The following is a 26,983-nucleotide window of genomic DNA, read 5'->3' on the forward strand; positions in this document are numbered from 1 at the left end:
CCATCGGGGGAGTTGGAAGCACCTGTGACCACCTGGACCGACCGCACCGCAGAACGGCCCGTCTCGCTGACCGTGCCGAGCGGCATCGACCGCGCCGCGCACCACCGCATGGACGAGGCGTGGCTGGCCGCCGCCTGGAGCCACCCCACGACCCGGGTCTTCGTGGTCTCCGGTGGCCAGGTGCTCATCGACGAGACGCCCGATGGCCGCACCGAACTGGTGATGACGCCGGCCTTCGAAGCACCGCTCACCGAGGAGCACCGCTACTTCCTGGGCACGGACGACGACGGCGTCAGCTATTTCGCGCTCCAGAAGGACTCCCTGCCCGGTCGCATGGACCAGTCGGCACGCCCGGCCGGCCTGCGCGAGGCGGGGCTCCTGCTCCCGCCCCGGGACGCGGGCCTGATGGTGCACGCCGTCGCCCTGGAGAACTGGCAGCGGCTGCACCGCTTCTGCTCGCGCTGCGGCGAGCGCACCGTCATCGCGGCGGCCGGCCACATCCGCCGCTGCCAGGCCTGCGGAGCCGAGCACTACCCGCGCACCGATCCCGCCGTGATCATGGCGGTCAGGGACAGCGAGGACCGCATCCTGCTCGGCCGCCAGGTGCACTGGCCCGAGGGACGCTTCTCCACGCTCGCCGGCTTCGTCGAGCCGGGGGAGTCCATCGAGCAGTCGGTGCGGCGCGAGGTCTTCGAAGAGGCGGGCGTCACGGTCGGCGACGTCGAGTACGTCGCGAGCCAGCCCTGGCCGTTCCCCTCCAGCCTGATGCTGGGCTTCATGGCCGACGCGACCTCCTCGGAGATCAACGTCGACGGCGAGGAGATCCAGGAGGCCCGCTGGTTCTCCCGGGAGGACCTGCGAGCCGCGTTCGAGTCCGGCGAGGTCCTGCCGCCCTACGGGATCTCGATCGCGGCCCGCCTGATCGAACTCTGGTACGGCAAGCCCCTCCCGAAGCCGGGGACGGTGGGCTGAGCCCTTGCCGAGTCGCGCCGCGCCGAACGCGGACAGCAGAAGGCCCCCGTACCCATCAAGTGGGCGGGGGCCTCTCCGCGTACACCTGCCCGCGTGCAGGGGGGCGGCTCAGACGGCCAGCGCCTGCTTGACCTGGGCCAACGAAGGGTTCGTCATCACGGACTCCGTGCCGGCGTCGGACACGACGAGGACCGTGGGAACCGTCTGGTTGCCGCCGTTCGCCTTCTCGACGAAGGCCGCCGAGTCCGGGTCCTGCTCGATGTTGATCTCGGTGTACCCGATGCCCTCGCGGTCCATCTGGCCCTTGAGGCGGCGGCAGTAGCCGCACCACGTGGTGCTGTACATCGTCACAGTGCCCGGCATGTCTCTTGTGCTCCTTCGTTGCTCGGGGTGCGTCATCGCAATGGATCGAACGTACGCGAGACGGCCACCATTCCCGCATTAGTACGACCGCCTCCGTCTGCCTGTGGACAACCCGGCTCACCCGTCCCGTGCGACCTGGCAGCATGGCGGGGTGACATCAGCAACGCACTCCACCCTCTTCCCGCAGGTTCCGGACTCTCCCGACGCGGTGCTCGACGGGCTCGACCCGGAGCAGCGCGAGGTGGCCACCGCCCTGCACGGGCCGGTGTGCGTCCTCGCCGGGGCAGGCACCGGCAAGACCCGGGCGATCACCCACCGGATCGCCTACGGGGTGCGCGCGGGGATGCTCCAGCCCGCGAGCGTGCTCGCCGTCACCTTCACCAACCGTGCCGCGGGCGAGATGCGCGGCCGCCTGCGCCAGCTCGGCGCCTCCGGCGTCCAGGCCCGTACCTTCCACTCCGCAGCCCTGCGCCAGCTCCAGTTCTTCTGGCCCAAGGCGGTCGGCGGCCCCCTGCCCCGGATCGTCGACCGCAAGATCAAGCTCGTCGCGGACGCGGCCGCCGCCTGCCGCATCCGCCTGGACCGCAACGAGCTCCGCGACCTCACCAGTGAGATCGAGTGGGCCAAGGTCACCCAGACCGTCCCCGCGGACTACCTGGCCGCCGCGGCCAAGTCGGGCCGCGACGTACCGCGCGACCCCGCCGAGATCGCCCAGCTCTACGCCGCGTACGAGGACCTCAAGCGCGACCGCGCGGTCATCGACTTCGAGGACGTGCTGCTGCTCGCCGTCGGCATCCTCCAGGACCGGCACGACATCGCCGAGCAGGTCCGCTCGCAGTACCAGCACTTCGTGGTCGACGAGTACCAGGACGTGAGCCCGCTCCAGCAGCGCCTCCTGGAGCTGTGGCTCGGGGACCGGGACAGTCTCTGTGTCGTCGGCGACGCCAGCCAGACGATCTACTCCTTCACCGGCGCGACCCCCGACCACCTGCTGAACTTCCGCACCCGCCACCCGGGCGCGACGGTGGTCAAGCTGGTCCGCGACTACCGCTCCACCCCCCAGGTCGTCCACCTCGCCAACGGCCTGCTCTCCCAGGCCCGCGGCCGCGCCGCCGACCACCGCCTGGAGCTGATCTCCCAGCGCGACCCCGGCACCGAACCGATCTACACCGAGTACGCGGACGAGCCGGCCGAGGCCGAGGGCGCCGCCCGCCGCATCCGCGCGCTCCTCGCCGACGGTGTCCCCGCCAGCGAGATCGCGGTCCTCTTCCGTACGAACTCCCAGTCGGAGATCTACGAGCAGGCGCTCGCCGACGCGGGCGTGCCCTACCAGCTCCGCGGCGCCGAGCGGTTCTTCGAGCGCACCGAGGTACGCGAAGCGGGCGCAGCCCTGCGCGGCGCGGCCCGCTTCGGAGGCAACGACTCCCTCCTGGACGACGTGGTCGACCTGCCGTCCCAGGTGCGAGCCGTGCTCTCCACGAAGGGCTGGACGACCGAGCCGCCCGCAGGCTCCGGAGCGGTCCGTGACCGCTGGGAGTCGCTGGCCGCGCTCGTGCGGCTTGCGGAGGACTTTGCGCGGGCCAAGCCGGAGGCGACCCTCGCCGACCTCGTGACCGAGCTCGACGAGCGGGCGAACGCCCAGCACGCCCCCACCGTCGAGGGCGTCACGCTGGCCTCGCTGCACGCGGCCAAGGGCCTGGAGTGGGACGCGGTGTTCCTGGTGGGCCTCGCCGAAGGCATGATGCCGATCACCTACGCCAAGACGGACGAGCAGATCGAGGAGGAGCGCCGCCTCCTCTACGTGGGAGTGACGCGTGCCCGCGTCCACCTCTCCCTCTCCTGGGCCCTCTCGCGCTCACCGGGCGGGCGGGCGGGCCGTCGCCCCAGCCGCTTCCTGGACGGGCTGCGGCCGGGCTCCGGAGCGGGCTCGGCGGCCCGTGCCGCGGGGGGCGGTCCCGGTGGTGTCGAGCGCGGCAGCGGCGGCGGGACCGGCACGGCGGCGACCCGCCGCCAGCGCAAGACCCGCACGCCGGCCAGGTGCCGGGTCTGCGGCAGGACCCTGACCGACGCGGGCGAGATGAAGCTCATGCGGTGCGAGGAGTGCCCGTCCGACATGGACGAAGGACTCTACGAGCGGTTGCGGGAGTGGCGATCCGGCCAGGCGAGGCAGCTGGGACAGCCCGCGTACTGCGTCTTCACGGACAAAACCTTGATCGCCATCGCGGAGGCCGTGCCCGAGGACGAGGGCGAGCTCGCCCGGATCCCCGGGGTCGGCGTCCGCAAGTTTCACCGCTTCGGCGCCGACGTGCTCGCCATCTGCGCAGGTCAGGAGTGTGTAAGGGGCGCCGAGGAAGAATGATTCAAACTCGTCGAAAAAATAGTTTGCGCATGCGCAAGGAAGACCCATAGGTTCTTAACACGGAAACGGCGGCTTCTCCGAAGCCCCGGTTCCGTGCTGTACTTGACAGTCCGCGGATCGGTTCCGGCCGATCCCCTAGACGCCGAGAGGAGGCGAATTCCAGTGATCAGCATCAACGAGAGCTTCATCAGCACCGCGAAAATGACCGATCGCTCGGTCGTCGCTTCCTGCCTGCTCGGCTTCTCGAACCAGGGCACCGGTCTGTCCGGCGGCATCCTCGCCGGCCGTTCGATGCCCGCCTCCCTGCCTCTCGCCGGTCTTCCCGTCCGTGAGGCCAATGGGGGCAATGAGCGACCGACCAAGGCACCGGAAGCAGCAGTAGCGGAGGCGCAGGCCCAGGCCTATGCCTTTGCGGCAGCCGGTGCCGGATTCCGGAAGCAGACGACGCAGCACCACACGATGTGGGCCTTCCGTGGGCTCGAACCCTGGAGTGATCCAGTCTGATCTCGATCAGACAGGCGCCTTCAGGGCCGCGGAACCCCACCCGGGATCCGCGGCCCTTCTGTTTTCCCCAAAACAGGGAGACAGAGCGAAGGGGCCGACAGCAAGACCCGGTACCAGCCGCCAACCGGCCGACCCAGGCCGGCACGACCCAGACGAGGAAAACACCACCGTGCAACTCGAAACGCACGCCCCGTCCGTACCGCCTTCACAGACGCTCCCCCCGCCCGCACCCACGGAGGACCCGACCTTGACTCCCCTCACCGCGCTCACCGCGCTCGACGACGCCATCGAGAACCTCGGCGTACCCGTTCCCTGCCGTGCCTACGACCCGGAGGTCTTCTTCGCGGAGTCGCCGGCCGATGTCGAGTACGCCAAGTCCCTCTGCCGTACCTGCCCGCTGATGGAGGCCTGCCTCGCCGGCGCCAAGGAGCGGCGTGAGCCCTGGGGCGTCTGGGGCGGCGAGCTGTTCGTCCAGGGGGTCGTCGTTGCCCGCAAGCGGCCGCGTGGCCGCCCGCGCAAGAACCCGGTCGTCGCATGAGTATCACCGGAACCATCGACCGCCCCCTGACGCACGACCCCAAGAAGCAGGCCCCGATGAAGGCAGCCACCAGCGAGCCCGCCGGCTCCGCCACCCCAGACTTCACCACCACCGGCGCGCACACCGTGCGCCAGAACAGGACCCGTGAGATGCAACTCATCCCAGAAGCCATGGCTCGTGCGCATATGCACGAACGCCTGCGTGAGGCCGAGGCCCAGCGCCCGGCCGAGCGCCTGATCGCGGCTCGCCGCATGCAGCGTCGCGCGGAGCGCGCCTCGCTGCGTGCCCGGCGCGCGATCGCCATAGCGGTCATGCAGTAAGAGCCGCGGAGGCGGCTCGGCACGACGAAAGACACACCGCGGGGGGCGGTCCGAACGGACCGCCCCCCGCGGTGCGTTGTACGCACCGATCCTCCCGGCACGGCGATAAGGTCGCCCGGTGGACCAGCAGAATCCCCGGCCGGCCAAGACAGAGGACCTCGTGTGCTCCCGCTGCGGCACGGTCGCCGACGGCACGCCACCGACCTGGACCTGCTCCGTCGAGAACGGCACACGCCACTACTTCTGCGACGCCTGCGCGCGGGACAACATCAGAGCCATCGAAGGGCGCCTCGACTCCGCCTGGTGGTGAGCCCGCCGCGGCTCAGGCCCCCGCTGCCGCGTCACTCTCCCGGGTCTCGGCTTCTTCGAGCCCCTCTTCCTCCGCGCCGTCCGTGGTGTCGTCGAGGTCGTCGACGAAGCCGGGCAGCCACTCCTCCAGCTCGTCCCGCATCCGCACCGTCGCGTTCAGCTGGCACAGCACACCGATCGTGCTCAGCGTCACGCGGTGTATCAGCAGATACGACGGGGGCAGGTTCAGGTGCTTGCCCAGCTGGTAGGCCGGGGAGCGCAGGTCGGCGACCCGGGCCGCCTGCGTGCGCATCCAGCCGCGGGTGAACGTGAACTCCTCCACCAGCATGGGCTCGATCATCGGCAGCAGGTAGTCGAGCACCGCGTCCGGGTCCAGCTCGATGGACTCCTTGATGAAGCCCTCCGCGCGCAGCATGTCGTAGACCGCTTCGGCCTCGCTGTCCTGCGTCATCCGCAGGGATTTCCCGATGGTCGGGGGCAGGCCGCCGGGCAGCCGGTCCACCGTGCCGAAGTCGAGGACCCCGAGGCGGTAGCCGTCCTTCTCGTCGGGCAGCAGCCGGAAGTTGCCGGGGTGCGGGTCGGCGTGCAGCAGCCCCGTCCGCGTCGGGCCGGAGAAGAGGAAGCGGGCCAGCAGCTGGCCCGCCCGGTCGCGCTGCTCCTGCGTGCCGTCCGCGATCACTTCCGACAGGGGAGTCCCGTCCATCCACTCGGTCACCAGGACCTGATCGCTCTGGTGCACCACCTGGGGCACCACCACATCGGGGTCGTCCGCGAACTCCTCGGCGTGGGCGCGCTGGGCCTGTGCCTCCAAGTCGTAGTCGAGCTCCTCCGAGACCCGGTCGCGCAGCTCCGCGATGAGCGGCTTGATGTCCATCCCCGGGATCAGCGGGCCGAGGAGCCGGGCGAACCGGCTGAGCTGGGTGAGGTCGGAGAGCAGCGCCTCGCCCGCTCCCGGGTACTGGACCTTGACCGCGACCTCGCGACCGTCCGCCCAGACGGCCCGGTGCACCTGCCCGATGGACGCGGCGGCCGACGGCTTGTCCTCGAACTCCAGGAACAGCTCGCGCCAGTCCTCGCCCAGACGCTCCCGGAGCACGGCGTGCACGGTGCGGGTGGGCATCGGCGGCGCCGCTTCCTGCAGCTTCGTCAGCGCCATGCGGTACGGCCCGGCGACCTCCTCCGGCAGCGCCGACTCGAAGACGGACAGCGCCTGCCCGAACTTCATGGCGCCGCCCTTGAGCTCGCCGAGCACCTTGAACAGCTGATCGGCCGTGCGCTGTTGCAGCTCACGCCCGACGATCTCTGCGGACTTGCCCCCGATCCGCTTGCCGAGCCCCCAGGTCGCGCGCCCCGCGAAGCCGAGTGGCAGCGCGGCCAGTTTGGCGGTACGGGTGACCGCCTTCCGGGGAAGATCAGACATGCGCCCCTCCAAGTCCCAGACAGCCGCGCCTTGTCAGGCGGTTACCCGGCCATTGTTGCGTGCGGCTTCGCCCCGTCGGTGAGCCGATCCCCCTTAACGGACAAGCCCGCCCCACAAGAGCATGATGGATGCGGCCAAATCGGGCTCGAGCGCCACTCGAATCCAGGGACGGAGGCCGTCCAGCGCGCCCCCGCACACGTGGAGGACTCCCCGTCCAGAAAGGCGAGGGCGTGCCCCGCCACCAGTCCGGCGACCGAGGTCGACAGGGCCAGGTCGCAGGCGGGCACCTGGTGCGCGGGCCCCGAGCGCCACTGGGCCAGCATCCGAGGCCAGGTGGGATCGAGGTCGGAGCGCTGCCGCAGCAGACACTCCGCGCACGCGGTCGCCCCCGGCAGGACCAGGGGACCCACCACGCCCGTCCCCTCGATCACTCCCGCGTACAGATGGGGCGTACCGGACGCGAGCAGGTCCTCGGCGGCGGCGGGCTGCGGAGCGTAGGCGTCCAGGCCGTCGCGCGGGGTGATGATCACGAGGGAGAGTCCCTCCGCCTGCTCCGGCTCGACGGTCTGCCGGGGTGGTCGACCGGGTGCGGACTGTCGCACGATCCGGCGCGCGGTCGTGTCCCTGCGCTCCCCGACGGACTCGGCGGGCAGGCCGCCCGGCGCGACGTCCCACGGCTGCACGTGTCCGCCGTCCAGCACGTCGACCCGGCCCACCCCCGCGCCCGACAGGACCGAGGCCACGACGCTGCCCACCCGTCCGGCGCCCCGGACCCGCACACGCATCGTCCGGCGCGCCGCGATCTTCGCGATCGCACTGCCCGGCTCCGGGGACAGCAGCGACAGCGAGGCCAGGTCCGCCCGCAGCCGGTCCATGACCTCGCCGCGCCTGCGCAGGGACTCGGCCGCGGGTCCGCCGCCGGTCGCGTCGTCGAGGAGGCCGGCCCGCGCGAGCTCGCCGAGCAGCCGGTCGACATGCCCGTCCGGCAGTCCCATCCGCCGCGCCTCCTCGCGCAGCAGATCCAGCCCGCGAGTGCCGTCCAGCAAGGTCAGAAAGCTGCCCGTCGCCGTGTCCATCGGTCCCAGAACCAGGGCGTGCGCGGGCGCCACGCCGAACTGCACGGTGCGGAGATCCCGCCAGCCGCGCCGCAGCGCCGGCTTCACGATCGGATGCATGTCGTCCCCCGTCGGCCGGTCGGCGCGAACCCGTCCGTCGCGTCGATCGAATGCCAGAATGCGCGCCTCAGCGGACGCCTGCGTCGCGTTGTCCACAGGCGGTGGATATTCGTCGTACTAATCCAGCGCATGGGGAGCGGAACAGCGCCGAACCGCCCCGGAGGCGGGACTTCCCCCATGCCCAGCGGGTAACGTCGGGGCGTGCCCGCCGACTCGTCCTCACGCGTCGCTGGGGAGACCTCGGCGCGCCGTGCCGGAACTCCGCAGCGCAGCACGACCAGCCCCTCGCCGTCCGGCGCGGGAGCGAGCGCGGTCGAGGTCAGACGGAGCGCACGCCGTCGCAGAACGGTCTCCGCGTACCGGGAGGGCGATCGCACCGTCGTCCTCATCCCCGCCCGCATGTCCGAGGCGGAGGAGCAGCGCTGGGTCAACGTGATGCTCGACAAGCTCGCCGCGCAGGAGAGCAAGCGCCTCCTCGGCGACTCGGAGCTCGCCGAGCGTGCCCAGCAGCTGTCCGCGCAGTACTTCGACGGTCGGGCGAGGCCCGCGTCGGTTCGCTGGGTCACGAACCAGAACACCCGCTGGGGCTCGTGCACCCCCGCCGAGGGCAGCATCCGTCTTTCGCACCGGCTTCAGGGGATGCCCGAGTACGTCGTGGACTACGTCCTCGTCCATGAGCTCGCCCATCTGCTCGTCCCCGGCCACGGCCCGCGCTTCTGGCATCTGTTGGAGGCCTACCCCCGTACCGAGCGGGCCAGGGGATACCTAGAAGGTGTGGTCGCGGCCGACCGTCTGCCCCATTTGCCCGCCGCCCGCGAGGAGTGAACGTCCGCCGGGTCCCGCGGTTGTGTAGCGGGTCTGTACCGGCTTGGCTCGCCGTCGGACTTTGCGGTTAGCCTGACGCGACGCATTCACATTCGGGATGGGGGACGGTCGTTACGTATGGCCAGGGAATTCCAACGCGGCCACAAGGCCAAGATCAGTGACCTCACAGCGGGCACCGATCTGTACGTGGGCGTACAGATCTCGGCACCCGGGCTGACCTTCGACATCAGCTGCTTCGGCCTGGACGCGAGCGAACGGCTCTCGGACGACCGTTACTTCATCTTCTTCAACCAGCCGAAGTCGCCCGAGGAGTCGATCCAGCTCCTGGGCGCGCAGGCCGGCGACTCCGAGTCCTTCCGCGTCACGCTCGACCGCATACCGCAGCAGATCCAACGGCTGTCGTTCACGGCGACGATCGACGGTGCCGGGCAGATGTCGCAGGTCGCCTCCGGGTACGTCCGGATCGTCGCGGGCGGCGAGGAAGTGGCCCGCTACGCCTTCAGCGGTACGGAGTTCTCCACGGAGCGCGCCGTCATGCTGGGCGACTTCTACCTGAAGGACGTCTGGCGGTTCGCCGCGATCGGCCAGGGCTTCGACGGCGGGCTCGACGCCCTCCTGAAGAACTTCGGCGGCGAGGTCGCCGAGGAGGCGCCCGCCGCCGCGCAGCCGCAGGCCGGGGCCCCCTCCTTCGCGCCGCCCGCGCAGGCCGCGACGCCGCCCGCGTTCGGCGCCCCCGCGGGAGCCGCGCCGGCTCAGGCACCCGCCCCGTCCCCCGCGCAGAACGTCGCGCCGCCGCAGGGCACCACCCCGCCCCCGGCCCCCGCCGACCCGTCGGTGCACGCCGCGCAGACCGTCGTGGCGCCGCTGAACCAGCCGCCCGGGGGAGCGGTGCCGCCCCCGCCGCCGCCCGCTCCGTACGGCCAGCCCGGCCAGCAGCCCCCGCAGCAGCAGCCGCAGTTCGGCCAGGTGCCCGGCCAGCAGCAGGCGCCGGGCCAGAGCGCGCCGCTGCCCCCCGGCTACGGCCAGCCGCCGCAGGCCCCCACGCCCGCGGGCTACGGCCAGCCGCCCGCCGCCCCGATGCCGCCCGGCTACGGCCAGCAGCCCCAGAGCGGCCGGCTCCCCGGCCAGCAGGGTGGTGCCCCGCAGGCCGCCGGTGTCGCCGCGGCCCTCCAGAAGTACCGGGAGGCCCCCACCGGCCAGCGCTGGACGCAGCAGAACGAGAAGCTGGTCCGCGTCGACCTGGGCGTCGCCGACCAGCCGATCCTCGCCCGCCAGGGCAGCATGGTGCTCTACCAGGGCAAGGTCGAGTTCAGCTACAAGGGCGCGGGCTTCGCGGGCCGCATCGTGGGCAACGCCACCGGCCAGGAGATGCAGCTGATGCGCTGCTCCGGCCGCGGCCAGGTCTTCCTCGCCGAGGAGGGCACCCACCTGCACCCCATCGAGCTCCAGGGCGACGCGATCTGTGTCTCCGCGGAGAACGTCCTCGCCTTCGACGAGTCGCTGCAGCACGAGGTGCGCAGGATCGAGGGCCACGGGATCCCCGGCGGCGCGCTGTTCGTCATGCAGTTCCAGGGCACCGGCACGGTCATCCTCAAGACCCACGGCGTGCCCGTCGTCCTGCCCGTCACGCCGACGACGTTCGCCGACTGCCACGCGGTCGTCGCCTGGTCGGCCGCCGCACAGGCGATCGTTTCCAGCCAGGTACGGCTGCGCAGCAACGCGTACGCGGGCTCCACGGGGGAGAGCGTGAATCTCCAGTTCCGTGGCGCGCCCGGCAATTTCATCGTCGTCCAGCCGTTCGAGGTCTGAGGGAGCCCGTCATGAATCAGCAGCTCGCGGGCTTTGCTCCCGCACCCGTCGCCGCCCGCATGGAGAACCACGGCCACCACATGCTCAAGGTGGCCATGCAGACGGGCAACGACCTCCTCGCGCGCGTGGGATCGATGGTCGCCTACGAAGGGTTCGTGCAGTACGAGCCGAATCCGCCCGCCGTCCGTCAGGTCGCGCGCGAGTGGATGACCGGTGAGGGCGCGCCCCTGATGAAGTGCTCCGGAGACGGCCTTCTCTACCTCGCCGACTACGGGGCGGACGTCGTCGTCATCAATCTGGCGGGCGACGCCCTCTCGGTGAACGGCACCAACCTGCTCGCCTTCGACGCGTCCCTCCAGTGGGGCGTCGAGCGGGTCAAGGGCATGGCCAAGTTCGCCGGCCAGGGCCTGTGGAACGTCAAGATCTCCGGCCAGGGCTGGGTCGCACTGACCTCCCGCGGCACCCCGATCGTCGTCGACTGCGGCCGCGGCGAGGACGAGACGTACGTCGACCCGGACGCCCTGATCGCCTGGTCCCCGAACCTGAAGGTGAAGGGCAAGCGCAGCTTCAAGGCCGGCTCCCTGATCGGGCGCGGCAGCGGTGAGGCCTACCAGATGGGCTTCTCCGGAGAGGGCATCGTCGTCGTACAGCCCAGCGAGGACAGCACCGACCGTCTCCGAGCACGGGGCTGAGGGGGAGCAGGACACCATGCAGAGCCCACTTTTCGCGCATGCCGAGCAGCAGACGCAGGAGCGCTACTCCGTACAGAACCCGCAGCTGCTGCGGGTCTCCCTGGAGGGCCACGACGACATCCTGGCCCGCAAGGGCGCCATGGTCGCCTACCAGGGACTGATGGAGTTCGACGCCGAGTACCAGAGCCAGGGCAACCAGCGGGCCCGGGCACACACGGGCGAGGGCCTGGACCTGATGCGCTGCCACGGGCAGGGCACGCTCTACCTCGCCAACCTCGCCCAGTACATCCACGTGGTCGACATCGACCAGGACGGCCTGACCGTGGACAGCAGCTACGTCCTCGCGATGGACTCGTCGCTGACCCACCAGGTCATCGCCGTGGACAGCCAGTACGGCATCTCGGGATCCGGCAAGTACCAACTCAACATCACCGGACGCGGCAAGGTCGCCCTGATGACGTCGGGCCAGCCCCTGATGCTGCAGGTCACCCCGGACCGCTACGTCAACGCCGACGCCGACGCGATCGTCGCGTGGTCCAACGGCCTGCGCGTCCAGATGCAGGCCCAGACCCACTCCTCGGGCGTCTGGCGGCGCCGCGGCAACACCGGTGAGGGCTGGGAGCTCAGCTTCATGGGCCAGGGCTACGCGCTCGTGCAGCCCAGCGAGATGCTGCCGCCGCAGAACGCGAACATCGGGCAGGGCGCCCGGGCGCAGTTCGGGATGGGCCAGCAGGGCGCCCGGGGGCAGAACCAGGGCAACGTCTGGAGCTAGTCGCACGGTATGAGGAAGGGGCGTGGGGACCCGCGGGCCGTATGTGGCTGGTCGCGCCGTCCCCGCGCCCCTTTCATGAGCGCGCTCCGCTACAGGCGTGCTCTTGTCGCCTCGACGAGACGCACGACGGAGTCATCCGCCACCCCCGCCACCTCGTCGTAGGCGAACCAGCGCAGATCCAGTGACTCGTCGCTGATCGCCTCGACCGCGTCGGAGGGGGCCAGCGCCGCGTACTGCACGTCCAGGTGCTGTGTGCACGGGCCGGGGATCGGGTGCCGGTCGAGGCGGACCGGACCGCCCGCGAGGAGCGTCAGGCCCGGCACTCCGGACTCCTCCGCGGCCTCACGCAGCGCCGCCGCGGCCAGTGTCGCGTCGCCCGGCTCGCAGTGCCCGCCCATCTGGAGCCACATCCGCAGCTTCTTGTGCAGGGTCAGCAGCACGCGCCCGCGCGAGGGGTCGATCACCAGGGCGCTGGCCGTCACATGGCCGTCCGTGCAGGACTTCCACATGCCGTCGTCGCCGTGCGTGGACAGGTGGTCCAGATAGACCTGGCGCAGCTCGGGCTGGTCCTCGTACCCCTTGAGCACGAGGACCGTGTCGTCGTACAGACTCACTTGCCGTCTTCGTCCTTGTCGCCCGTGTCGCCCTTGTCGTTCTGGTTGGTCCTGTCGCTCTCGGCGCCCTCGTCCTTGGTGAGGTCGGGCTTCGCGGAGCCACCGGCCGCCTCGCCGAGCATCTTGTCCAGCTCGGAGAAGTCCAGCTGCTCGTGGTGGACGAAGCCGTCCGGGTCGTCCAGGTCGGAGGCGGTCGGCAGCATGTCGGGGTGCTCCCACAGGCCGTCACGGCCGTCGACACCACGCGCGTCCGTGAGCGAGGCCCACAGACGCGAGGCGTCCCGCAGCCGGCGCGGGCGCAGCTCGAGCCCGATCAGCGTGGCGAACGTCTGCTCCGCGGGACCGCCCGTCGCGCGGCGGCGGCGCAGCGTCTCCCGAAGGGCGTCAGCGGACGCCAGGCGCGGCTTGGCGGCGGCGTGCACCACCGCGTCCACCCAGCCTTCGACGAGCGCGAGAGCCGTCTCCAGACGGGCCAGAGCGGCCTTCTGGGCCGGGGTGTCCTCCGGCTGGAACATGCCCTGCTGGAGCGCCTCCTGCAGCTGCTCCGGATTCTGCGGGTCGAGCTGGCCGACCACGTCCTCCAGCTTGGCCGTGTCGACCTTGATCCCGCGGGCGTAGCCCTCGACGGCGCCGAACAGGTGCGAGCGCAGCCACGGGACGTGGGCGAAGAGCCGCTGGTGGGCGGCCTCGCGCAGCGCCAGGTAGAGCCGCACCTCGTTCTTGTCGATGCCCAGGTCCTTGCCGAAGGCCTCGATGTTCACCGGGAGCAGCGCGGCCTTGCCGGACGGGCCGAGCGGCAGGCCGATGTCGGTCGAGCCGACGACCTCGCCCGCGAGCACGCCCACGGCCTGCCCGATCTGCTGGCCGAACATGGCGCCGCCCATGGAGCGCATCATGCCGATCAGCGGGCCCGCCATGGCCTGCATCTCCTCGGGCAGCACATCGCCCATGGCCAGGCCGACACGCTCGGCGACCGGGTCGACGAGCTCCTTCCAGACCGGCAGGGTCGCCTCGACCCACTCGGCGCGGCTCCACGCCACGGCCGTGCCGGACCCGGAGGGCAGCGACGTCGCGTCGTCCAGCCACAGGTCGGCCAGGCGCACGGCCTCCTCGACGGCGGAGCGCTCGGCGGGGCCGACGCTCGCGTCCTTGGTGCCGTCCGCCGTGCCCTGGGACACGGTCTGCCGGGCGATGTCCTTGGCCATGTCCCAGTTCACCGGGCCGCCCTCGTACGAGAGCATCTGGCCGAGCTGCTGGAACGCCGCACCCAGGTCGTTCGGGTTCATCGAACCGAACATCGCTGCGAACGGGTTGTCGCCGGCTCCGGCGCCGCCCGCTCCGGGCAGGGCTCCGAAACCGAACGGGTTCGCGGGGCCACCGGCTCCCTGGCCCCCTCCGGGGGTGTCCTTCTTCTTGCCCTCGTCGCCGTCGTCCGGCTCCTCCGGCGGAAGGCCGAATCCGAATGGGGTGTCACTCACGGGATTCCTCGGCTCGTCAGGCCGCCGGTATCGTTCCGGCGGCGGCGCTACAACACCACCCAGCGTAGACACCGTGACGGGATCGGGCCTCGGTGCTTCGCCGACTCATGGCCTGCGGCAGGATGGATGCCACCTGGTAGGTACGCGTCATTCGCGTACGTACTGAAGACAACCGCTGGAGACGCCCGGTGAGTTCCCCAGATCCACAGGTTCGCGCAGCGCGAAACCCCTCAACCCAGGCCCCCGTCCGCGGGCCGGTGGTCGCCGTCACCGGCGCCGCCTCCGGAGTGGGCGCGCTGCTGACCGAGCGCCTTGCCGCGTCGGAGGAGATCAAGCAGGTCATCGCCATCGACGAGCGCCGGGGCGACTGCACCCAGGCCCAGTGGCACATCCTGGACGTACGGGATCCGGCCATCGCGGAGAAGCTGCGCGGCGCGGACGTCGTGGTGCACCTGGCGCTCGATCTCGACCTGGAGACCGACGGCGCGGCCCGTACCGCGTACAACGTACGCGGAACCCAGACCGTCCTGACCGCCGCGGCGGCGGCAGGCGTCCACCGCGTCGTCCTGTGCACCTCGGCGATGGTCTACGGAGCGCTGGCCGACAACGAGCTGCCCCTCTCCGAGGACGCCGAGCTGCGTGCCACCGCCGAGGCCACCGGCGTCGGCGACCTCCTGGAGGTCGAGCGGCTCGCCCGCAGGGCGCCCCGCGCGCACCCCGGCCTCAACGTCACCGTCGTACGCCCCGCGACCCTGGTCGGCGGCACGGACACGGCCCTCACCCGCTACTTCGAGTCGCCCCGCCTCCTGGTCGTGGCCGGCTCCCGGCCCGCCTGGCAGTTCTGTCACGTCGAGGACCTGTGCAGCGCGCTGGAGTACGCGGCCCTGGAGAAGGTCGACGGCGAGCTCGCCGTCGGCTGCGACGGCTGGCTGGAGCAGGAGGAGGTCGAGGAGCTCAGCGGGATCCGGCGCATGGAGCTGCCCTCGGCGGTCGCGCTCGGCGCCGCCGCGCGCCTGCACCGCATCGGCCTCACCCCGTCCCCTGCCGGTGACCTCGCGTACACGATGTACCCCTGGGTGGTCAGCGTCAGCGGGCTGCACGACGCCGGGTGGCGCCCGCAGTGGACCAACGAGGAGGTCCTCGCGGAGCTGCTGGAGGAGGTCGCGGGACGGCGCACCGTGGCCGGTCGCCGGCTCGGCCGCAAGGACGCCACGGCCGCGGGCGCGGCGGGTGCGACGGTCGCCCTGCTGGGCGCGGCTGCGGTGGTGCGCAGGGCGCGGAAGGCGCGGCGCAGGATCTGAGAGGCCCGCACGCCGTCGTCCCGAGCCGTCGCCCCGCGGGCAGCCCCTCCTGTAGGGAGCTCCAAGGCGACACGCGCGCGTGCAGGTCGAAAGGTCTATTCCGTGACGCCCGTGCCGTACGGCACCATGGCGGCATGGCACGCACCACGATGGACCACCCCGGCGAGCAGGCCGCGCCCGACCCGATCCGCCTCCTGGCGATCCGCGACACCCCGCTCTCCCTGGACGAGGTGTTCCGTGCGGTCGGCGACGACGCGGCGGGCGGCACGGCGCTCTTCGTGGGGACCGTGCGCAACCACGACGGCGGTGCGGACGTCGACGAGCTGGGGTACTCGACGCACCCCACCGCCGAGGCCGAGATGCGCCGGGTGGCCGAGAAGGTCGTCGCCGAGTACCCGGTGCGTGCCCTGGCCGCGGTGCACCGCGTCGGGGACCTCGCCGTCGGCGACCTCGCGGTGGTCGTGGCCGTCTCCTGCCCGCACCGTGCCGAGGCCTTCGACGCCTGCCGCAAGCTGATCGACGACCTCAAGCACGAGGTGCCGATCTGGAAGCACCAGCGCTTCTCCGACGGCAAGGAAGAGTGGGTCGGCGCCTGTTGAACGGGGCGGGGGAGTGACCCCCGCGACGCGGGGGGCCTCCGAGATGCGATTGGCCCGTGTGGCTCGGGTTGCGTAACCCGACCCCTGCCGTGAGCGTTGACCATGCGGATGGTTAATCTGCTGATCAGTCAGTTGCGGTGGCTCATGGGGTCGGGAGGTCGACATGGCATCACTTGCCTGGTTGCTGATTCCGGTCCTGGCAGCCGTCGGTGCGGGGTTGTGGGGCAGCTGGGCCGCCCGCAACCGCAAGTCCGGGCGGACGGGTGACGTCACCGAGCTCAACGGCTACGCCGCCTTCCGCGAGGCGATGGAGAAGTCCTACGTCCCGGCATCCTCGACGATCGTGGACCCCGCGACCGCCGAGCCGGCCGGCTCGGCAGAGGCAGCAGTGGTCGCGGAGCCACCCGCGACGGCCGGCGCGATGGAGAAGTCGCCCACCAGGACGTAGCCCCCGCCCGCACCCGCCGTGCGGGCCGCACCTCGGGAGTTCCCCGTACGGACCGGCCCCAGGGGTGCTCTCACAGGCAGGTCCCGTACTGTCGTTCCATGCCACGCCGCACCGCGACGATGCTCGCCTCCACCCTGATGCTGATCGCGCTGCTCTGCGCCGGAGTGCTCATCAAAGTGCCGTACTCCGAGATGTCCCCCGGCCCCACGGTGAACACCCTCGGCGACCACGACGGCGAACCGGTGCTGCAGATCTCCGGGCACAAGACGTACCCGACGACCGGCAACCTCAACATGACGACGGTCAGGGTCACCAGCGCGGACTACAACATGAACATCGCGGAGGCTGTCTACGGGTGGCTGGCGCACGACAACATCGTGGTGCCGCACGACACGCTCTACCCGGACGGCAAGACCGAGCAGCAGTCCTCCCAGGAGAACGCCGAGGAGTTCAGCGAGTCCCAGGAGAGCGCCAAGGTCGCGGCGCTGCGGCAGCTGAAGCTCCCGGTGGAGTCCCAGGTCATCGTCTCGACCGTCTCCAAGGGCGACCCGGCCGAGGGCAAGCTGCACGCGGGCGACGTCATCCGCAAGGTGGACGGCAAGCCCGTCAAGGAGATGGCCGACGTCTCCAAGCTCGTCACCGAGCGCAAGCCCGGCGATCCCGTCACGTTCACGATCGTCCCGGTCAAGGCCGCGGCCGCCGCCGAGAAGGCGGGCAAGGAAGCGACCGAGACCGAGGACATCAAGATGACGACGAAGGAGTCGGAGAAGTACCCGGGCCGCGCGGTCGTCGGCATCGAGGCGGGCACCGACCACACCTTCCCGTTCACGATCGACATCAAGCTGGCCGACGTGGGCGGCCCCAGCGCCGGCCTGATGTTCGCCCTCGGCATCGTCGACAAGCTGACCCCGGACGACCTCACCGGCGGCAAGTTCGTGGCCGGCACCGGCACCATCAAGGACAACGGCAAGGTCGGCCCGATCGGCGGCATCGAGATGAAGACGGTCGGCGCGCGCGACAAGGGCGCCGAGTACTTCCTCACGCCGAAGGACAACTGCGCGGCCGCCGCCCGCGACATCCCCGACGGCCTCACCCTGGTCAAGGTGGACACCATCGCCGACGCCGTGAAGTCCCTGAAGAAGCTCCGCAAGGGCGACACCGCCGACCTGCCGAAGTGCACCACGGGCTGACGGCCCCACCCGCGAGACAGCTGTGCGCGGGTGGGGGAGCCCCACCCGCGCACAGAACGAACACGGACGTACCGCTACGCGAACGTCGCCGCCAGCGCCTCCGCCAGACCCGGCACCAGGTCCGAGCCGGTGAGGACCTCGGTCGGCGAGTCCTTCTCGCGCAGCCGCAGCGCGGAGTCGCGGGCGCCGTCACGGAGCACCGCCACCGTCATGCGGACCTCCTGGCGGTCCGGGTGCTCGGCCACCCACTTCGCCAGCTGCGCCTCGCCGAGCCCCTCCGGGACGGACGTCTCCGCGGACGGCGGCAGCATCAGGCGCTCCACCGTGAGGGCGCAGCCCGCCACCGCGTCCGGCCAGGCGATGGTGCCGAGGAACTCGTCCAGCGGCTTGTCGGCGGGAATCTCCTCCTGCTCGATGGGGGTCAGGCCGGCGTGCTCCACGCCGTCGTCGAGGCCGAGCTGGGAGGCGAGGCCGGGTTCTTGGGTACGCAGTCGCGCCGTGTCGACCAGCGCGAAGAGGCGGGCGGGCCGGTCCCAGCCGAGGCCGGAGACGTACTCGTCGATCTCGAGCACCGCCCGAGTGAGGGGGCTCGCTGCCATGGGAGTGTTGGACATGGTCACAATCCTGCCTCGTTAGTCCCGAGAAACGGGAACCGAGTAAAGCGTAGGTAAGTTGCATAGGTGTGGGTCCGCGATCTCGGGGGCCTGACGGACCAACAGAGAATCAACAGCGAACTTCGAGGTGCGCACCTTGGCTTTCCAGATGCCGGACCGCGGCGGAGGCCCGACGGGGCCACGGATCAGAGTGGGCCGACCCTCCCGGCGCGTCCGGACCCTGCTCATGACACTGGGGGTCCTCGCCGTACTGGCCATGGCCTTCGTCATGTTCTCCGGGTTCTGGACGGACTGGTTGTGGTACCGCTCTGTCAAGTACTCATCGGTCTTCACGACCACCCTGTGGACCAAGATCGGCCTGTTCTTCGTCTTCGGCCTGCTCATGGCCGTCGCCGTCGGCGTGAACATCTGGCTGGCGCACCGGCTGCGCCCGCCGCTGAGCGCCATGTCGATGGAGCAGCAGAGCCTCGACCGGTACCGCATGGGCATCGCCCCGTACAAGAAGTGGCTGCTCATCGGGATCACCGCCCTGGTGGGGCTGATCGCCGGAGCGTCCGCCGCGGGGCAGTGGCGCACCTGGCTCCTGTGGGTCAACGGCGTGTCCTTCGGCCAGAAGGACCCCCAGTTCCACATGGACGTGTCCTTCTTCGCGTTCGACCTGCCCTGGTACCGCTTCCTGCTCGGCTTCGGCTTCGCGGCGACGGTGCTCTCCCTGGTCGCCGCCGCCCTGACGCACTACCTGTACGGCGGGCTGCGGATCACCAGCCCGGGCGCGCGCGCGACCGCCGCGGCCACCGGCCACCTCTCGGTGCTGCTCGGCGTCTTCGTGTCGCTCAAGGCCATCGCGTACTGGCTCGACCGGTACGGCCTGGCGGTGAAGTCCAGTGACTTCAAGGCGACGGACAACTGGACCGGCCTGAAGTACGTCGACGCGAACGCGTACCTGCCGGCGAAGACGATCCTGTTCTGCATCGCCGTCATCTGCGCGATCCTCTTCTTCGCGACGCTCTGGCGGCGCACCTGGCAGCTGCCCGTGATCGGCTTCGGCCTGATGGTGCTCTCGGCGATCCTCATCGGCGGGCTCTACCCCGCGATCGTCCAGAAGTTCCAGGTCCAGCCGAACGAGCAGGCCAAGGAAGCGCCGTACATCGAGAAGAACATCGAGGCCACCCGCGACGCCTACGGCATCAACGGCGTGAAGCCCGAGGAGTACAAGGGCGCGGGCAAGGTCGAGGAGGACCCCAAGAAGAAGCGCGAGGACGCGGACACGGCGGCCAACTACCGCCTGAACGATCCGAACATCGTCTCGCCGACCTTCCAGCAGCTGGAGCAGGAGCGCAGCTACTACCAGTTCCCCAGGACGCTGGACGTGGACCGCTACAACGGCCAGGACACCATCGTCGGCCTGCGCGAGCTGAACGTGAACAAGCTCGACAAGCGGAACTGGATCAACGACCACTTCGCCTACACCCACGGGTACGGCATGGTCGCCGCCAAGGGCACGGAGACGAAGCCCGGCTCCAAGGGCGCCCCGGCGTTCACCGAGTCCGGCCTGCCCACCAGCGGCGAGTTCGGTGAGTACGAGCAGCGGATCTACTACGGCGAGAAGACCTCGCAGTACTCGATCGTGGGCGGGCCCCAGAAGGAGCTCGACTACGAGGAGAACGGCGGCGGACAGAAGACGTACAGCTACAAGGGCGACAGCGGCGTCAACCTCTCCAACCCGATCAACCGCGCCGCGTACGCGGTGTCCTTCGGAGAGCCGCAGATCCTCTACTCCGGCGCCATCGGCGACGGGTCGCGGATCCTGTACAACCGCACGCCCAAGGAGCGCGTCGAAGCGGTGGCCCCCTGGCTGACCATCGACGGAGACGTCTATCCGACGGTGGTCGACGGCCGCATCCAGTGGGTCGTCGACGCCTACACGACGAGCAACGGCTATCCGTACGCCTCGCGGACCACGCTCGGCGACACCACCGCCGACTCGCTGTCGCAGGCCGACAGCCAGCGCACGGTGATCGCCCAGCAGAACCAGGTCAACTACATCCGGAACTCGGTGAAGGCGACCGTCGACGCGTACACCGGTGACGTCAAGCTCTACACCTGGGACGAGAAGGACCCGGTCCTGAAGACCTGGAAGAAGGCGTTCCCGGGCACCGTCAAGGACAAGAGCGAGATCCCGCCGAAGCTGATGGACCACCTGCGCTATCCGCAGGACATGTTCAAGGTCCAGCGCGAACTGCTCACCAAGTACCACGTCACCGACCCGGGCCAGTTCTACAACGCGAGTGACGCCTGGCAGGTGCCGAACGACCCGACGAAGAAGGACGACAGCGCGGTCCCGCCGTACTACCTGTCCATGAAGTCGCCGGGCCAGACGCAGCAGCAGTTCTCCCTGACGACGACGTTCACCCCCAGCGAGCGACCCAACCTACGGGCGTTCATGACGGTCGACGCCGACGCCAGAAGCAAGAACTACGGCCAGATGCAGCTGCTCAGAGTCCAGGGCGACGTCGACGGACCCGAACAGGTGCAGAACAAGCTGAACTCCATGACGGAGGTCGGCAACTTCGTCCGGGACATGAAGGGCGCCGACTCCGACGTCCTCTACGGCAATCTGCTGACCGTGCCACTGGACGACGGCTTCCTGTACGTCGAACCCGTCTACGTACAGGGACGCAAGTCGGCGTATCCCCTCCTGAAGAAGGTCGCGGTGTCGTACGGCACGGAGACCGCCTTCGCGGACTCCCTCAGTGACGGCCTCAACCAGGTCTTCAACGCCGAGGGCACCACCAAGCCACCGGGTGACGGGGACGAGCCGACCAAGCCGCCCAAGACGAACGACCCGACGGTCCAGGCCGCGCTCGACGACGCCCAGGAGGCGTTCGAGGACGGCGAGAAGGCCATGAAGGACGGCGACTGGAAGGCGTACGGCGAGGCCCAGGACCGCCTCCAGACGGCTCTGGAGCGGGCCGAGGAGGCCTCGGCGAAGGCGGCCGAGAAGAGCAGCAAGGGCACCGACAAGAACGCCGACAAGAGCGCTGACAAGGCCGCGGACAAGAAGGAGTCCACGGACAAGGAAGCGGACAAGGAAGGCGACGCCGGAGCGGGGAGCACCGGCTAGCGGGTGGTCGAGCACCACCTCCGCGCCGTGGTACGGTTTGATCACAACGGCGCGGGGTGGAGCAGCTCGGTAGCTCGCTGGGCTCATAACCCAGAGGTCGCAGGTTCAAATCCTGTCCCCGCTACTGCAAGGTGAAGGCCCGGATCCTTACGGATCCGGGCCTTCGTCGTGTGTGCCGGTGCCTGTCGTGTGCGGGTGTCCTATGCCAAGAAATGCGAACGGTGCTCGGTCGGGGGAGAGTTGGGAAAACTGTGTTTGACTTATCTCTCTGTGGGCATGTCGACAAAACGCTGAAGTGACCTCACTGGCTGCGGTATACCAGGTGTACCCAGGTTGCAGGTGGTGCGACGATGGACGTTATGGGGGACAAGGCAACTCTGTTGGAGACAGGGCGGTTTGTGCAGCCGGCCGACCGGGAGGATCCCGGGGCGGCCGCCGAGGAGATGCGTCATCGACTGGCCGCCGAGGCCGGCGACGTGGACGCGATGAGTGTTCTGGGAAGTCTCCTGCTGCGCCGCGGTGATCTCGACGGTGCCGAATCTCTGCTGCGCGCGGCGACCGCCGAGGGCGACCGCGCCGCCGCCAACAACCTCGGTGTCCTGCTCCACCAGCGCGGATACGCCGACGAGGCGGCCGGCTGGTGGCGGGTCGCCGCCGTGGCCGGTTCCGCGCCGGCCGCGCACGCGCTCGGCCGGCACCACCGCGAGCGCGGCGACGAGCCCGCCGCCGAGTACTGGCTGCGCCAGGCCGCCGAGCAGGGCCACACCCTCGGGGCGTACGCGCTCGCCGACCTCCTGGAGCACCGCGGCGACGTCGGCGCCGAACGCTGGATGCGGACCGCCGCCGAGCGGGGCCACCGCGAGGCCGCGTACCGCCTGGCCCGCGCGCTCGACCGACGGGCCGACGACGAGTACCCCGAGCGCTCCGCGCGCGGGGAGCGGGCCGAGCGGGCGGACGACGACGCGCGCACGCCCGCCGACGAGGCCGAGCAGTGGTACCGCCAGGCGGCCGCCCGCGGGCACCGCCGTGCCGCGCTGCACCTCGGCGCGATCCTGGAGCGCCGCGGCGAGCTGAAAGAGGCCGGCCGCTGGTACCTCAACTCCGCCAAGGACGGCGAGTCCCGTGCGGCCTGCGCCCTGGGGTTCCTGCTCCGGGACGCGGGCGACGAGGAGAGCGCCGCCGTCTGGTGGCTCAAGGCCGCCCAGGACGGCGACGGGAACGCCGCGAACGCGCTGGGCGCGCTCCACGCCGAGCGGGGCGAGACGCAGACCGCGGAGCGCTGGTACCGCGCCGCCATGGACGCGGGCGACGTGAACGGCGCGTACAACCTCGGCCTGCTCTGCGCCGAGCAGGGCCGCACCGCGCAGGCCGACCAGTGGTACCGCCGTGCCGCGTACGCCGGACACCGCGAGGCGGCCAACGCGCTCGCCGTGCTGCTGCTCCAGGGCGGTGACGCGGCGGGGGCCGAGCCGTGGTTCTCCAAGGCGGCGGAGGCGGGCAGCGTCGACGCCGCGTTCAACCTCGGGATCCTCTACGCGAGCCGGGACGACGACACCTCCGCGCTGCGGTGGTACGAGCGCGCGGCCGCCGCGGGCCACACCGACGCCGCGCTCCAGGTCGGCACCGCGCGGCTGCGCCAGGGCGACGACCAGGACGCCGAGCGGCACCTGCGGTGTGCCGCGGGCGGCGGCAGCGCCGAGGCCGCCTACCGGCTCGGCACGGTGCTCGACGCGCGCCGCCCCCCGGCCGGCTCGCCGGCGCTCGGGGAGTCCGCCGCCGAGAAGACCGAGTGCGAGGAGTGGTACGAGCGCGCCGCCGAGCTGGGCCACCGCAGGGCCCAGGTCCGCGTCGGCATGCTGGCCGCGGGCCGGGGCGACGTCGTCGAGGCCGCACGGTGGTACCGCAAGGCCGCGGAGGCCGGCAGCCGCAACGGCGCGTTCAACCTCGGGCTGCTCCTGGCCCGCGAGGGCAGCGAGCCGGAGGCCGCGCTGTGGTGGACGCGGGCCGCCGACGCGGGGCACGGGCGGGCGGCGCTGCGGCTCGCCCTGCTCTACGCCCGGCACGGGCAGCTGGCGCAGGGCCAGCGGTGGGCCTCGCGGGCGGTCGACCTCGGCCCCGCGGAGGTCTCCGAGCGGGCCGGGCGCCTGCGCGAGGCCCTGCGGCAGGAACTCTCCGCATGACGCGCGGGGGCGGGCAAGGGGAAGGTCCGCCCCCGCGCAGGAGAGGTTCCACCGCGCGGGCGCACGGGCGGGCGCCCGGCCCCGCGGAACCGCCTCGCCGACAGTCCGCGAAACTGCCCGCCGTAGAGCCCCGCGGAACGGATTTGCGCTGGTCGTAGCGTTGACGTAGAGTCGTGTTTACCGACGCGGGGTGGAGCAGCTCGGTAGCTCGCTGGGCTCATAACCCAGAGGTCGCAGGTTCAAATCCTGTCCCCGCTACTGAAACCGAAGGCCCGGATCCTCATGGGATCCGGGCCTTCGGCATGTGCCCACGGTGCGCCGGCGCCTGGCTACTGGCGCCCCGTCGGCTTGTGCCCCACGGCCTCCTCGTACAGCGCGCGGTCCACCGCCTTCGCCTCCGGGATCTTGTCGCCCTCCGAGACGCCCGCCGCGCGGTACGCCGCCTGCAGCCGGTCCGTCGTGCCCGCGCGGATCTCCCAGTCCATGCGGAGCGACGGCGTGGAGAGCAGGACCTTCTCGTCCGTCTTGAGCAGCTTGGCGAGGTCCGCCGCGAAGGCCTTGTCGGCCTTGTAGTCGCCCGCGAAGTACGTGTTCACCGTCCGGATGTACGCGCGCAGCAGCGCGACGCCCGCGTCCGGGTCCTTCTTGAGCAGGTTCGGGCCGAACAGGAGGCCGCCCAGGGGCTCCGCCGAGGGCTGGCCGCCCAGGAACGCGTACCGCTCGTCGCCGTCGACCTTGCGCCAGACCGGATCGAGCAGCCAGGCCGAGTCGGTGCCGCCGTTCTGGAGCGCGGTGAGGACGTCCGCCGAGCCCAGCTGCTGGAACCGGATCTCGTCGAGGCCGCCGCCGTGCTTCTTCAGGGCCTTGTTCATGGGGTACGCGATGACGGACCCCTTGCCGATCATCGTGCCGAGCTTGCGGCCCGCCATCGGGACGTGCGCCGCGCTCTCGCCCTTCTTCAGCCGCACCCACAGGCCGCTCTTGGAGCCGGGCCCCGGGGAGAAGTTGCCGGCCGTCCACCGGATGTCGAACCCGCCGGCGATGCCGTTCATCACGGCGGCTTCCGGCGCCGCCCACTGGGCGTCGATGTCGCCCTGGGCGAGCAGGGGGAGCGCGTCGGGGGTGGGCAGTACCTTCAGGTCGACGTTGAGGCCCTCCTTCTTGAACTCGCCCTTCTCCACGGCCATGTGGAGCGGAGCGACGTACTCGGCGCTCAGGGTGCCGGTCGCGATGGTCAGCCTGCGCTCCTTCGGCAGCGGATCGGGGGCGGGGGTGCGCGGGGCGCAGCGGGCCGGGGCGCGGTCGGGGTCCAGGTCGGCGGGGTCGGTCCAACTGCCTTTGCCGCAGCCGGAGACCGGGGTGACGGTGCGCGGTTTCGCGGGCGCGGCCCCGTCCTGGTCGTCGTCGTTCTTCGCGCAGCCCGCGGCGGCGAGCAGGGAGCCCGCCACGAGCAGCGAGAGTGCGGTGGTGCGGATGCGCATGGTGCCTCCGGACAGTGAGCCGCGTACGGAAGGTGTGGTCATGACTGGCTTCGGCCGCGGTCGCGCGGGGCCCACGGAGTGAGCAACCGGCCCGCGATCCGCACCAGTTCGGAGAAGACGACGCCGAGCACGGCGACACAGACGATGCCGACGAACATCACGTCGTTCTGGAAGAGGGCGCGCGAGTCGAAGATGAGATGACCGAGGCCGTCCGCCGCCGCGATCTGCTCCGACGCGACGATCACCAGGACCGCGACGCCCGCGGCGATCCGCGCGCCGACCAGGACGGCGGGCAGTGAGGCGGGCAGCAGGACGTGGCGGAACATCTGCCAGGGCGAGGCGCCGAAGACCTGGCCGGCGTCGCGGTGTCCGGACGGGACGGCGAGGACCGCCGCCATCGTGGAGATCCAGACGAAGAAGAAGACGGTGGCGGCGACAAGCGCGATCTGCGGGCCCTCGCCGAGGCCGAACATGTTGAGGAAGACCGGCAGCAGCGCCAGCTTGGGGACGACGTAGAGCGCGTCGAGGGTGGGTTCCAGCGCGGCGCGTACGACGGAGAGGGAGCCCATGAGCAGGCCGAGCGCGTACCCGGCGACCGTGCCGATCGCGTACCCGGCGAGCACCCGCTTCAGGGTGGCCCACACGTCGGGCCACAGCTCGCCGTCGGCGGCGCGGTGCCAGCCGTCCTCCAGGATGGTCTGCGGCGCGGGGTAGACCCGGTCGTCGATCCAGCCCTGGACGGCGGCCAGTTGCCAGAGGAGGACCAGGGCGACCGGCACGCCGACGGCGAGCGAGAGTTCCAGGGCGCGGCGGCGTCGGTGGGTGCGGACGGGGTGCAGTTCCTGCGGGCCCGGCCTTCTGACCAGGACGTCCTCGGGCGGGGCCGGGTCGGCCGGGTTGGCGGGGCTCTTTTTCGCGGTGATGGTCATGCCGCGGCCTCCGTGCCCACCTCGACGCGCAGCAGGTCCCACAACTCGCTCTTCAGCGCGGTGAATTCGGGCGTGCCGCGGACCTCGCCGCTGCGCGGGCGCGGGAACGGCGGGCGGCGCTCGGCGATGACGCGGCCGGGTCGGGCCGACATCACCAGGACGCGGTCGCCGAGGACGATCGCCTCTTCGAGGCTGTGCGTGATGAACAGGGTCGTGGTGCGGGTGGTCTGGGTCAGCGCGAGGAGTTCGTCCTGCAGGATGGTGCGGAGCTGGGCGTCGAGGGCCGCGAAGGGCTCGTCCATCAGCAGGATCTCGGGCTCCACGGCCAGCGCGCGGGCGATCGCGACGCGCTGGCGCATGCCGCCGGAGAGGGCGGCGGGGTAGGCGTCGGCGAAGTCGGCGAGCCCCATGCGGGCCAGCCAGTCCCGGGCGCGGGCGTCGGCCTCCTTCCGGGGGACGCGCTGGATGTCCAGACCGAACCTGACGTTGGCCAGGACGGTCTTCCAGTCGTAGATGCCGTAGTCCTGGAAGATCATCGCGACGGGGCGCTGTGCGGCGGTACGGATGCTCAGCTCGCCGGCGCTCGGGCGCAGCAGGCCCGCGGCGATGCGCAGGAGCGTCGACTTCCCGCAGCCGGAGGGGCCGACGACGCAGGTGAACTCGCCGGGGGCGATCTCCAGGTCGACGGGGCCGAGGGCGTGCACCGCCTTGGCGGCGCGGCCGAAGGTTCTGGTCACTGCGCGGGCTAGGAGTTTGGGGTGCGGATCTTCCACGGCTACTCCTCGCGGAGGGCGGGGCGGTGTCGGGCGCCGCAGAGAATATGACGCCCCGTCAGATCTTGGAAGGGGTCCGCCGTGGCCGGGATGCGCCGTCGCCGGTGGTCCGCGCAGCGGGGGGGGGGGGGGGGGGGGGGAAGGGGGGGGGGGGTGGAGGCGCGGGACGAAAGGAGAACGAGAGTGATGAGTGT

General features: G+C 71.1%; 25 protein-coding genes and 2 tRNA genes. 18 read left to right on the forward strand and 9 right to left on the reverse strand.

Annotation, left to right across the window (positions count from 1 at the left end; translation table 11 throughout):
• Nucleotides 1-24 precede the first annotated feature (24 nt).
• On the forward strand, nucleotides 25-972 hold the full coding sequence (gene nudC / locus ACZ592_RS07935; RefSeq protein WP_471580618.1) for an NAD(+) diphosphatase: 948 nt from the start codon (nucleotides 25-27) through the stop codon (nucleotides 970-972).
• 108 nt (nucleotides 973-1,080) lie between these two features.
• Here nudC and ACZ592_RS07940 read toward each other — a convergent pair whose 3' ends face one another.
• Nucleotides 1,081-1,335: a mycoredoxin gene (locus tag ACZ592_RS07940; protein ID WP_471580619.1), complete on the reverse strand. Its 255-nt coding sequence runs from the start codon at nucleotides 1,333-1,335 to the stop codon at nucleotides 1,081-1,083.
• A 151-nt stretch (nucleotides 1,336-1,486) separates the two neighbouring features.
• Between ACZ592_RS07940 and ACZ592_RS07945 the strand changes: the two genes are divergently transcribed.
• The 5 genes from ACZ592_RS07945 (at nucleotide 1,487) to ACZ592_RS07965 (ending at nucleotide 5,366) form a co-directional block, all read left to right on the forward strand.
• Entirely contained in the window at nucleotides 1,487-3,694 is a 2,208-nt protein-coding gene (locus ACZ592_RS07945) for an ATP-dependent DNA helicase UvrD2 (RefSeq protein WP_471580620.1), read from the forward strand.
• Between the two features lie 162 nt (nucleotides 3,695-3,856).
• Nucleotides 3,857-4,198 carry a hypothetical protein gene (locus ACZ592_RS07950; protein ID WP_471580621.1) on the forward strand — a complete coding sequence of 114 codons (342 nt, stop codon included), beginning with the start codon at nucleotides 3,857-3,859 and terminating at the stop codon, nucleotides 4,196-4,198.
• 169 nt (nucleotides 4,199-4,367) lie between these two features.
• Nucleotides 4,368-4,736 carry a WhiB family transcriptional regulator gene (locus ACZ592_RS07955; protein WP_361180671.1) on the forward strand — a complete coding sequence of 123 codons (369 nt, stop codon included), beginning with the start codon at nucleotides 4,368-4,370 and terminating at the stop codon, nucleotides 4,734-4,736.
• On the forward strand, nucleotides 4,733-5,056 hold the full coding sequence (locus tag ACZ592_RS07960) for a hypothetical protein (protein WP_471580622.1): 324 nt from the start codon (nucleotides 4,733-4,735) through the stop codon (nucleotides 5,054-5,056). Before ACZ592_RS07955 ends, ACZ592_RS07960 begins: the two co-directional genes overlap by 4 nt.
• Before the next feature lie 118 nt (nucleotides 5,057-5,174).
• On the forward strand, nucleotides 5,175-5,366 hold the full coding sequence (locus ACZ592_RS07965) for a hypothetical protein (RefSeq protein WP_471580623.1): 192 nt from the start codon (nucleotides 5,175-5,177) through the stop codon (nucleotides 5,364-5,366).
• A 12-nt stretch (nucleotides 5,367-5,378) separates the two neighbouring features.
• On the opposite strand, the gene ACZ592_RS07970 is transcribed toward ACZ592_RS07965, so the two are convergent.
• On the reverse strand, nucleotides 5,379-6,785 hold the full coding sequence (locus ACZ592_RS07970; protein WP_471580624.1) for an ABC1 kinase family protein: 1,407 nt from the start codon (nucleotides 6,783-6,785) through the stop codon (nucleotides 5,379-5,381).
• Nucleotides 6,786-6,826: 41 nt separating this feature from the next.
• On the reverse strand, nucleotides 6,827-7,960 hold the full coding sequence (locus tag ACZ592_RS07975; protein ID WP_471580625.1) for a TOMM precursor leader peptide-binding protein: 1,134 nt from the start codon (nucleotides 7,958-7,960) through the stop codon (nucleotides 6,827-6,829).
• 201 nt (nucleotides 7,961-8,161) lie between these two features.
• On the opposite strand from ACZ592_RS07975, the gene ACZ592_RS07980 reads away from it, so the two are divergent.
• From ACZ592_RS07980 to ACZ592_RS07995, 4 genes are all read left to right on the forward strand, one after another.
• Nucleotides 8,162-8,785, forward strand: coding sequence for a M48 metallopeptidase family protein (locus ACZ592_RS07980; protein WP_471580626.1), 624 nt, complete (start codon nucleotides 8,162-8,164; stop codon nucleotides 8,783-8,785).
• A gap of 117 nt (nucleotides 8,786-8,902) precedes the next feature.
• Nucleotides 8,903-10,594 (forward strand): TerD family protein, encoded by a 1,692-nt coding sequence (locus ACZ592_RS07985; RefSeq protein ID WP_471580627.1) that lies wholly within the window; start codon nucleotides 8,903-8,905, stop codon nucleotides 10,592-10,594.
• Between the two features lie 11 nt (nucleotides 10,595-10,605).
• Entirely contained in the window at nucleotides 10,606-11,286 is a 681-nt protein-coding gene (locus ACZ592_RS07990) for an AIM24 family protein (protein ID WP_471580628.1), read from the forward strand.
• Nucleotides 11,287-11,302: 16 nt separating this feature from the next.
• Nucleotides 11,303-12,058, forward strand: a complete 756-nt coding sequence (locus ACZ592_RS07995) for an AIM24 family protein (protein WP_471580629.1) — start codon at nucleotides 11,303-11,305, stop codon at nucleotides 12,056-12,058.
• A gap of 89 nt (nucleotides 12,059-12,147) precedes the next feature.
• Here the strand turns inward: ACZ592_RS07995 and ACZ592_RS08000 are convergent, their stop codons facing one another.
• Nucleotides 12,148-12,672: an NUDIX hydrolase gene (locus tag ACZ592_RS08000; protein WP_471580630.1), complete on the reverse strand. Its 525-nt coding sequence runs from the start codon at nucleotides 12,670-12,672 to the stop codon at nucleotides 12,148-12,150.
• Nucleotides 12,669-14,150: a zinc-dependent metalloprotease gene (locus tag ACZ592_RS08005; RefSeq protein WP_471580631.1), complete on the reverse strand. Its 1,482-nt coding sequence runs from the start codon at nucleotides 14,148-14,150 to the stop codon at nucleotides 12,669-12,671. The genes ACZ592_RS08000 and ACZ592_RS08005 overlap by 4 nt, the downstream gene beginning before the upstream one ends.
• A 188-nt stretch (nucleotides 14,151-14,338) precedes the next feature.
• Here ACZ592_RS08005 and ACZ592_RS08010 point away from each other — a divergent pair, with 188 nt between their 5' ends.
• The 4 genes from ACZ592_RS08010 to ACZ592_RS08025 all read left to right on the forward strand — a co-directional run bounded on the left by ACZ592_RS08010 (nucleotide 14,339) and on the right by ACZ592_RS08025 (nucleotide 17,688).
• Nucleotides 14,339-15,451: an SDR family oxidoreductase gene (locus ACZ592_RS08010; RefSeq protein WP_471580632.1), complete on the forward strand. Its 1,113-nt coding sequence runs from the start codon at nucleotides 14,339-14,341 to the stop codon at nucleotides 15,449-15,451.
• Between the two features lie 134 nt (nucleotides 15,452-15,585).
• Nucleotides 15,586-16,050, forward strand: coding sequence for a molybdenum cofactor biosynthesis protein MoaE (locus tag ACZ592_RS08015; RefSeq protein ID WP_471580633.1), 465 nt, complete (start codon nucleotides 15,586-15,588; stop codon nucleotides 16,048-16,050).
• A 163-nt stretch (nucleotides 16,051-16,213) separates the two neighbouring features.
• Nucleotides 16,214-16,498, forward strand: coding sequence for a hypothetical protein (locus ACZ592_RS08020; RefSeq protein ID WP_471580634.1), 285 nt, complete (start codon nucleotides 16,214-16,216; stop codon nucleotides 16,496-16,498).
• A gap of 98 nt (nucleotides 16,499-16,596) precedes the next feature.
• Complete coding sequence (locus ACZ592_RS08025) at nucleotides 16,597-17,688, forward strand: YlbL family protein (protein ID WP_471580635.1); 1,092 nt, start codon at nucleotides 16,597-16,599, stop codon at nucleotides 17,686-17,688.
• Between the two features lie 74 nt (nucleotides 17,689-17,762).
• Here the strand turns inward: ACZ592_RS08025 and ACZ592_RS08030 are convergent, their stop codons facing one another.
• The gene (locus ACZ592_RS08030; RefSeq protein WP_471580636.1) at nucleotides 17,763-18,302 is read right to left on the reverse strand and encodes a PPA1309 family protein; all 540 of its coding nucleotides are present in this window, start codon (nucleotides 18,300-18,302) and stop codon (nucleotides 17,763-17,765) included.
• Between the two features lie 148 nt (nucleotides 18,303-18,450).
• On the opposite strand from ACZ592_RS08030, the gene ACZ592_RS08035 reads away from it, so the two are divergent.
• From ACZ592_RS08035 to ACZ592_RS08050, 4 genes are all read left to right on the forward strand, one after another.
• Nucleotides 18,451-21,426 carry a UPF0182 family membrane protein gene (locus ACZ592_RS08035; RefSeq protein WP_471580746.1) on the forward strand — a complete coding sequence of 992 codons (2,976 nt, stop codon included), beginning with the start codon at nucleotides 18,451-18,453 and terminating at the stop codon, nucleotides 21,424-21,426.
• A 50-nt stretch (nucleotides 21,427-21,476) separates the two neighbouring features.
• Nucleotides 21,477-21,550, forward strand: a tRNA-Met gene (locus ACZ592_RS08040).
• A 226-nt stretch (nucleotides 21,551-21,776) separates the two neighbouring features.
• Nucleotides 21,777-23,606, forward strand: coding sequence for a tetratricopeptide repeat protein (locus tag ACZ592_RS08045; RefSeq protein WP_471580637.1), 1,830 nt, complete (start codon nucleotides 21,777-21,779; stop codon nucleotides 23,604-23,606).
• A gap of 184 nt (nucleotides 23,607-23,790) precedes the next feature.
• A tRNA-Met gene (locus ACZ592_RS08050) sits at nucleotides 23,791-23,864 on the forward strand.
• Between the two features lie 71 nt (nucleotides 23,865-23,935).
• Here ACZ592_RS08050 and ACZ592_RS08055 read toward each other — a convergent pair.
• The 3 genes from ACZ592_RS08055 to ACZ592_RS08065 are packed head-to-tail and all read right to left on the reverse strand — an operon-like array spanning nucleotide 23,936 to nucleotide 26,789.
• On the reverse strand, nucleotides 23,936-25,087 hold the full coding sequence (locus ACZ592_RS08055; RefSeq protein ID WP_471580747.1) for an ABC transporter substrate-binding protein: 1,152 nt from the start codon (nucleotides 25,085-25,087) through the stop codon (nucleotides 23,936-23,938).
• Between the two features lie 38 nt (nucleotides 25,088-25,125).
• The gene (locus tag ACZ592_RS08060; protein WP_471580638.1) at nucleotides 25,126-26,016 is read right to left on the reverse strand and encodes an ABC transporter permease; all 891 of its coding nucleotides are present in this window, start codon (nucleotides 26,014-26,016) and stop codon (nucleotides 25,126-25,128) included.
• Nucleotides 26,013-26,789: an ABC transporter ATP-binding protein gene (locus ACZ592_RS08065; protein WP_471580639.1), complete on the reverse strand. Its 777-nt coding sequence runs from the start codon at nucleotides 26,787-26,789 to the stop codon at nucleotides 26,013-26,015. Before ACZ592_RS08065 ends, ACZ592_RS08060 begins: the two co-directional genes overlap by 4 nt.
• Nucleotides 26,790-26,983 lie beyond the last annotated feature (194 nt).

This window comes from Streptomyces sp. NPDC040622 (assembly GCF_055593965.1).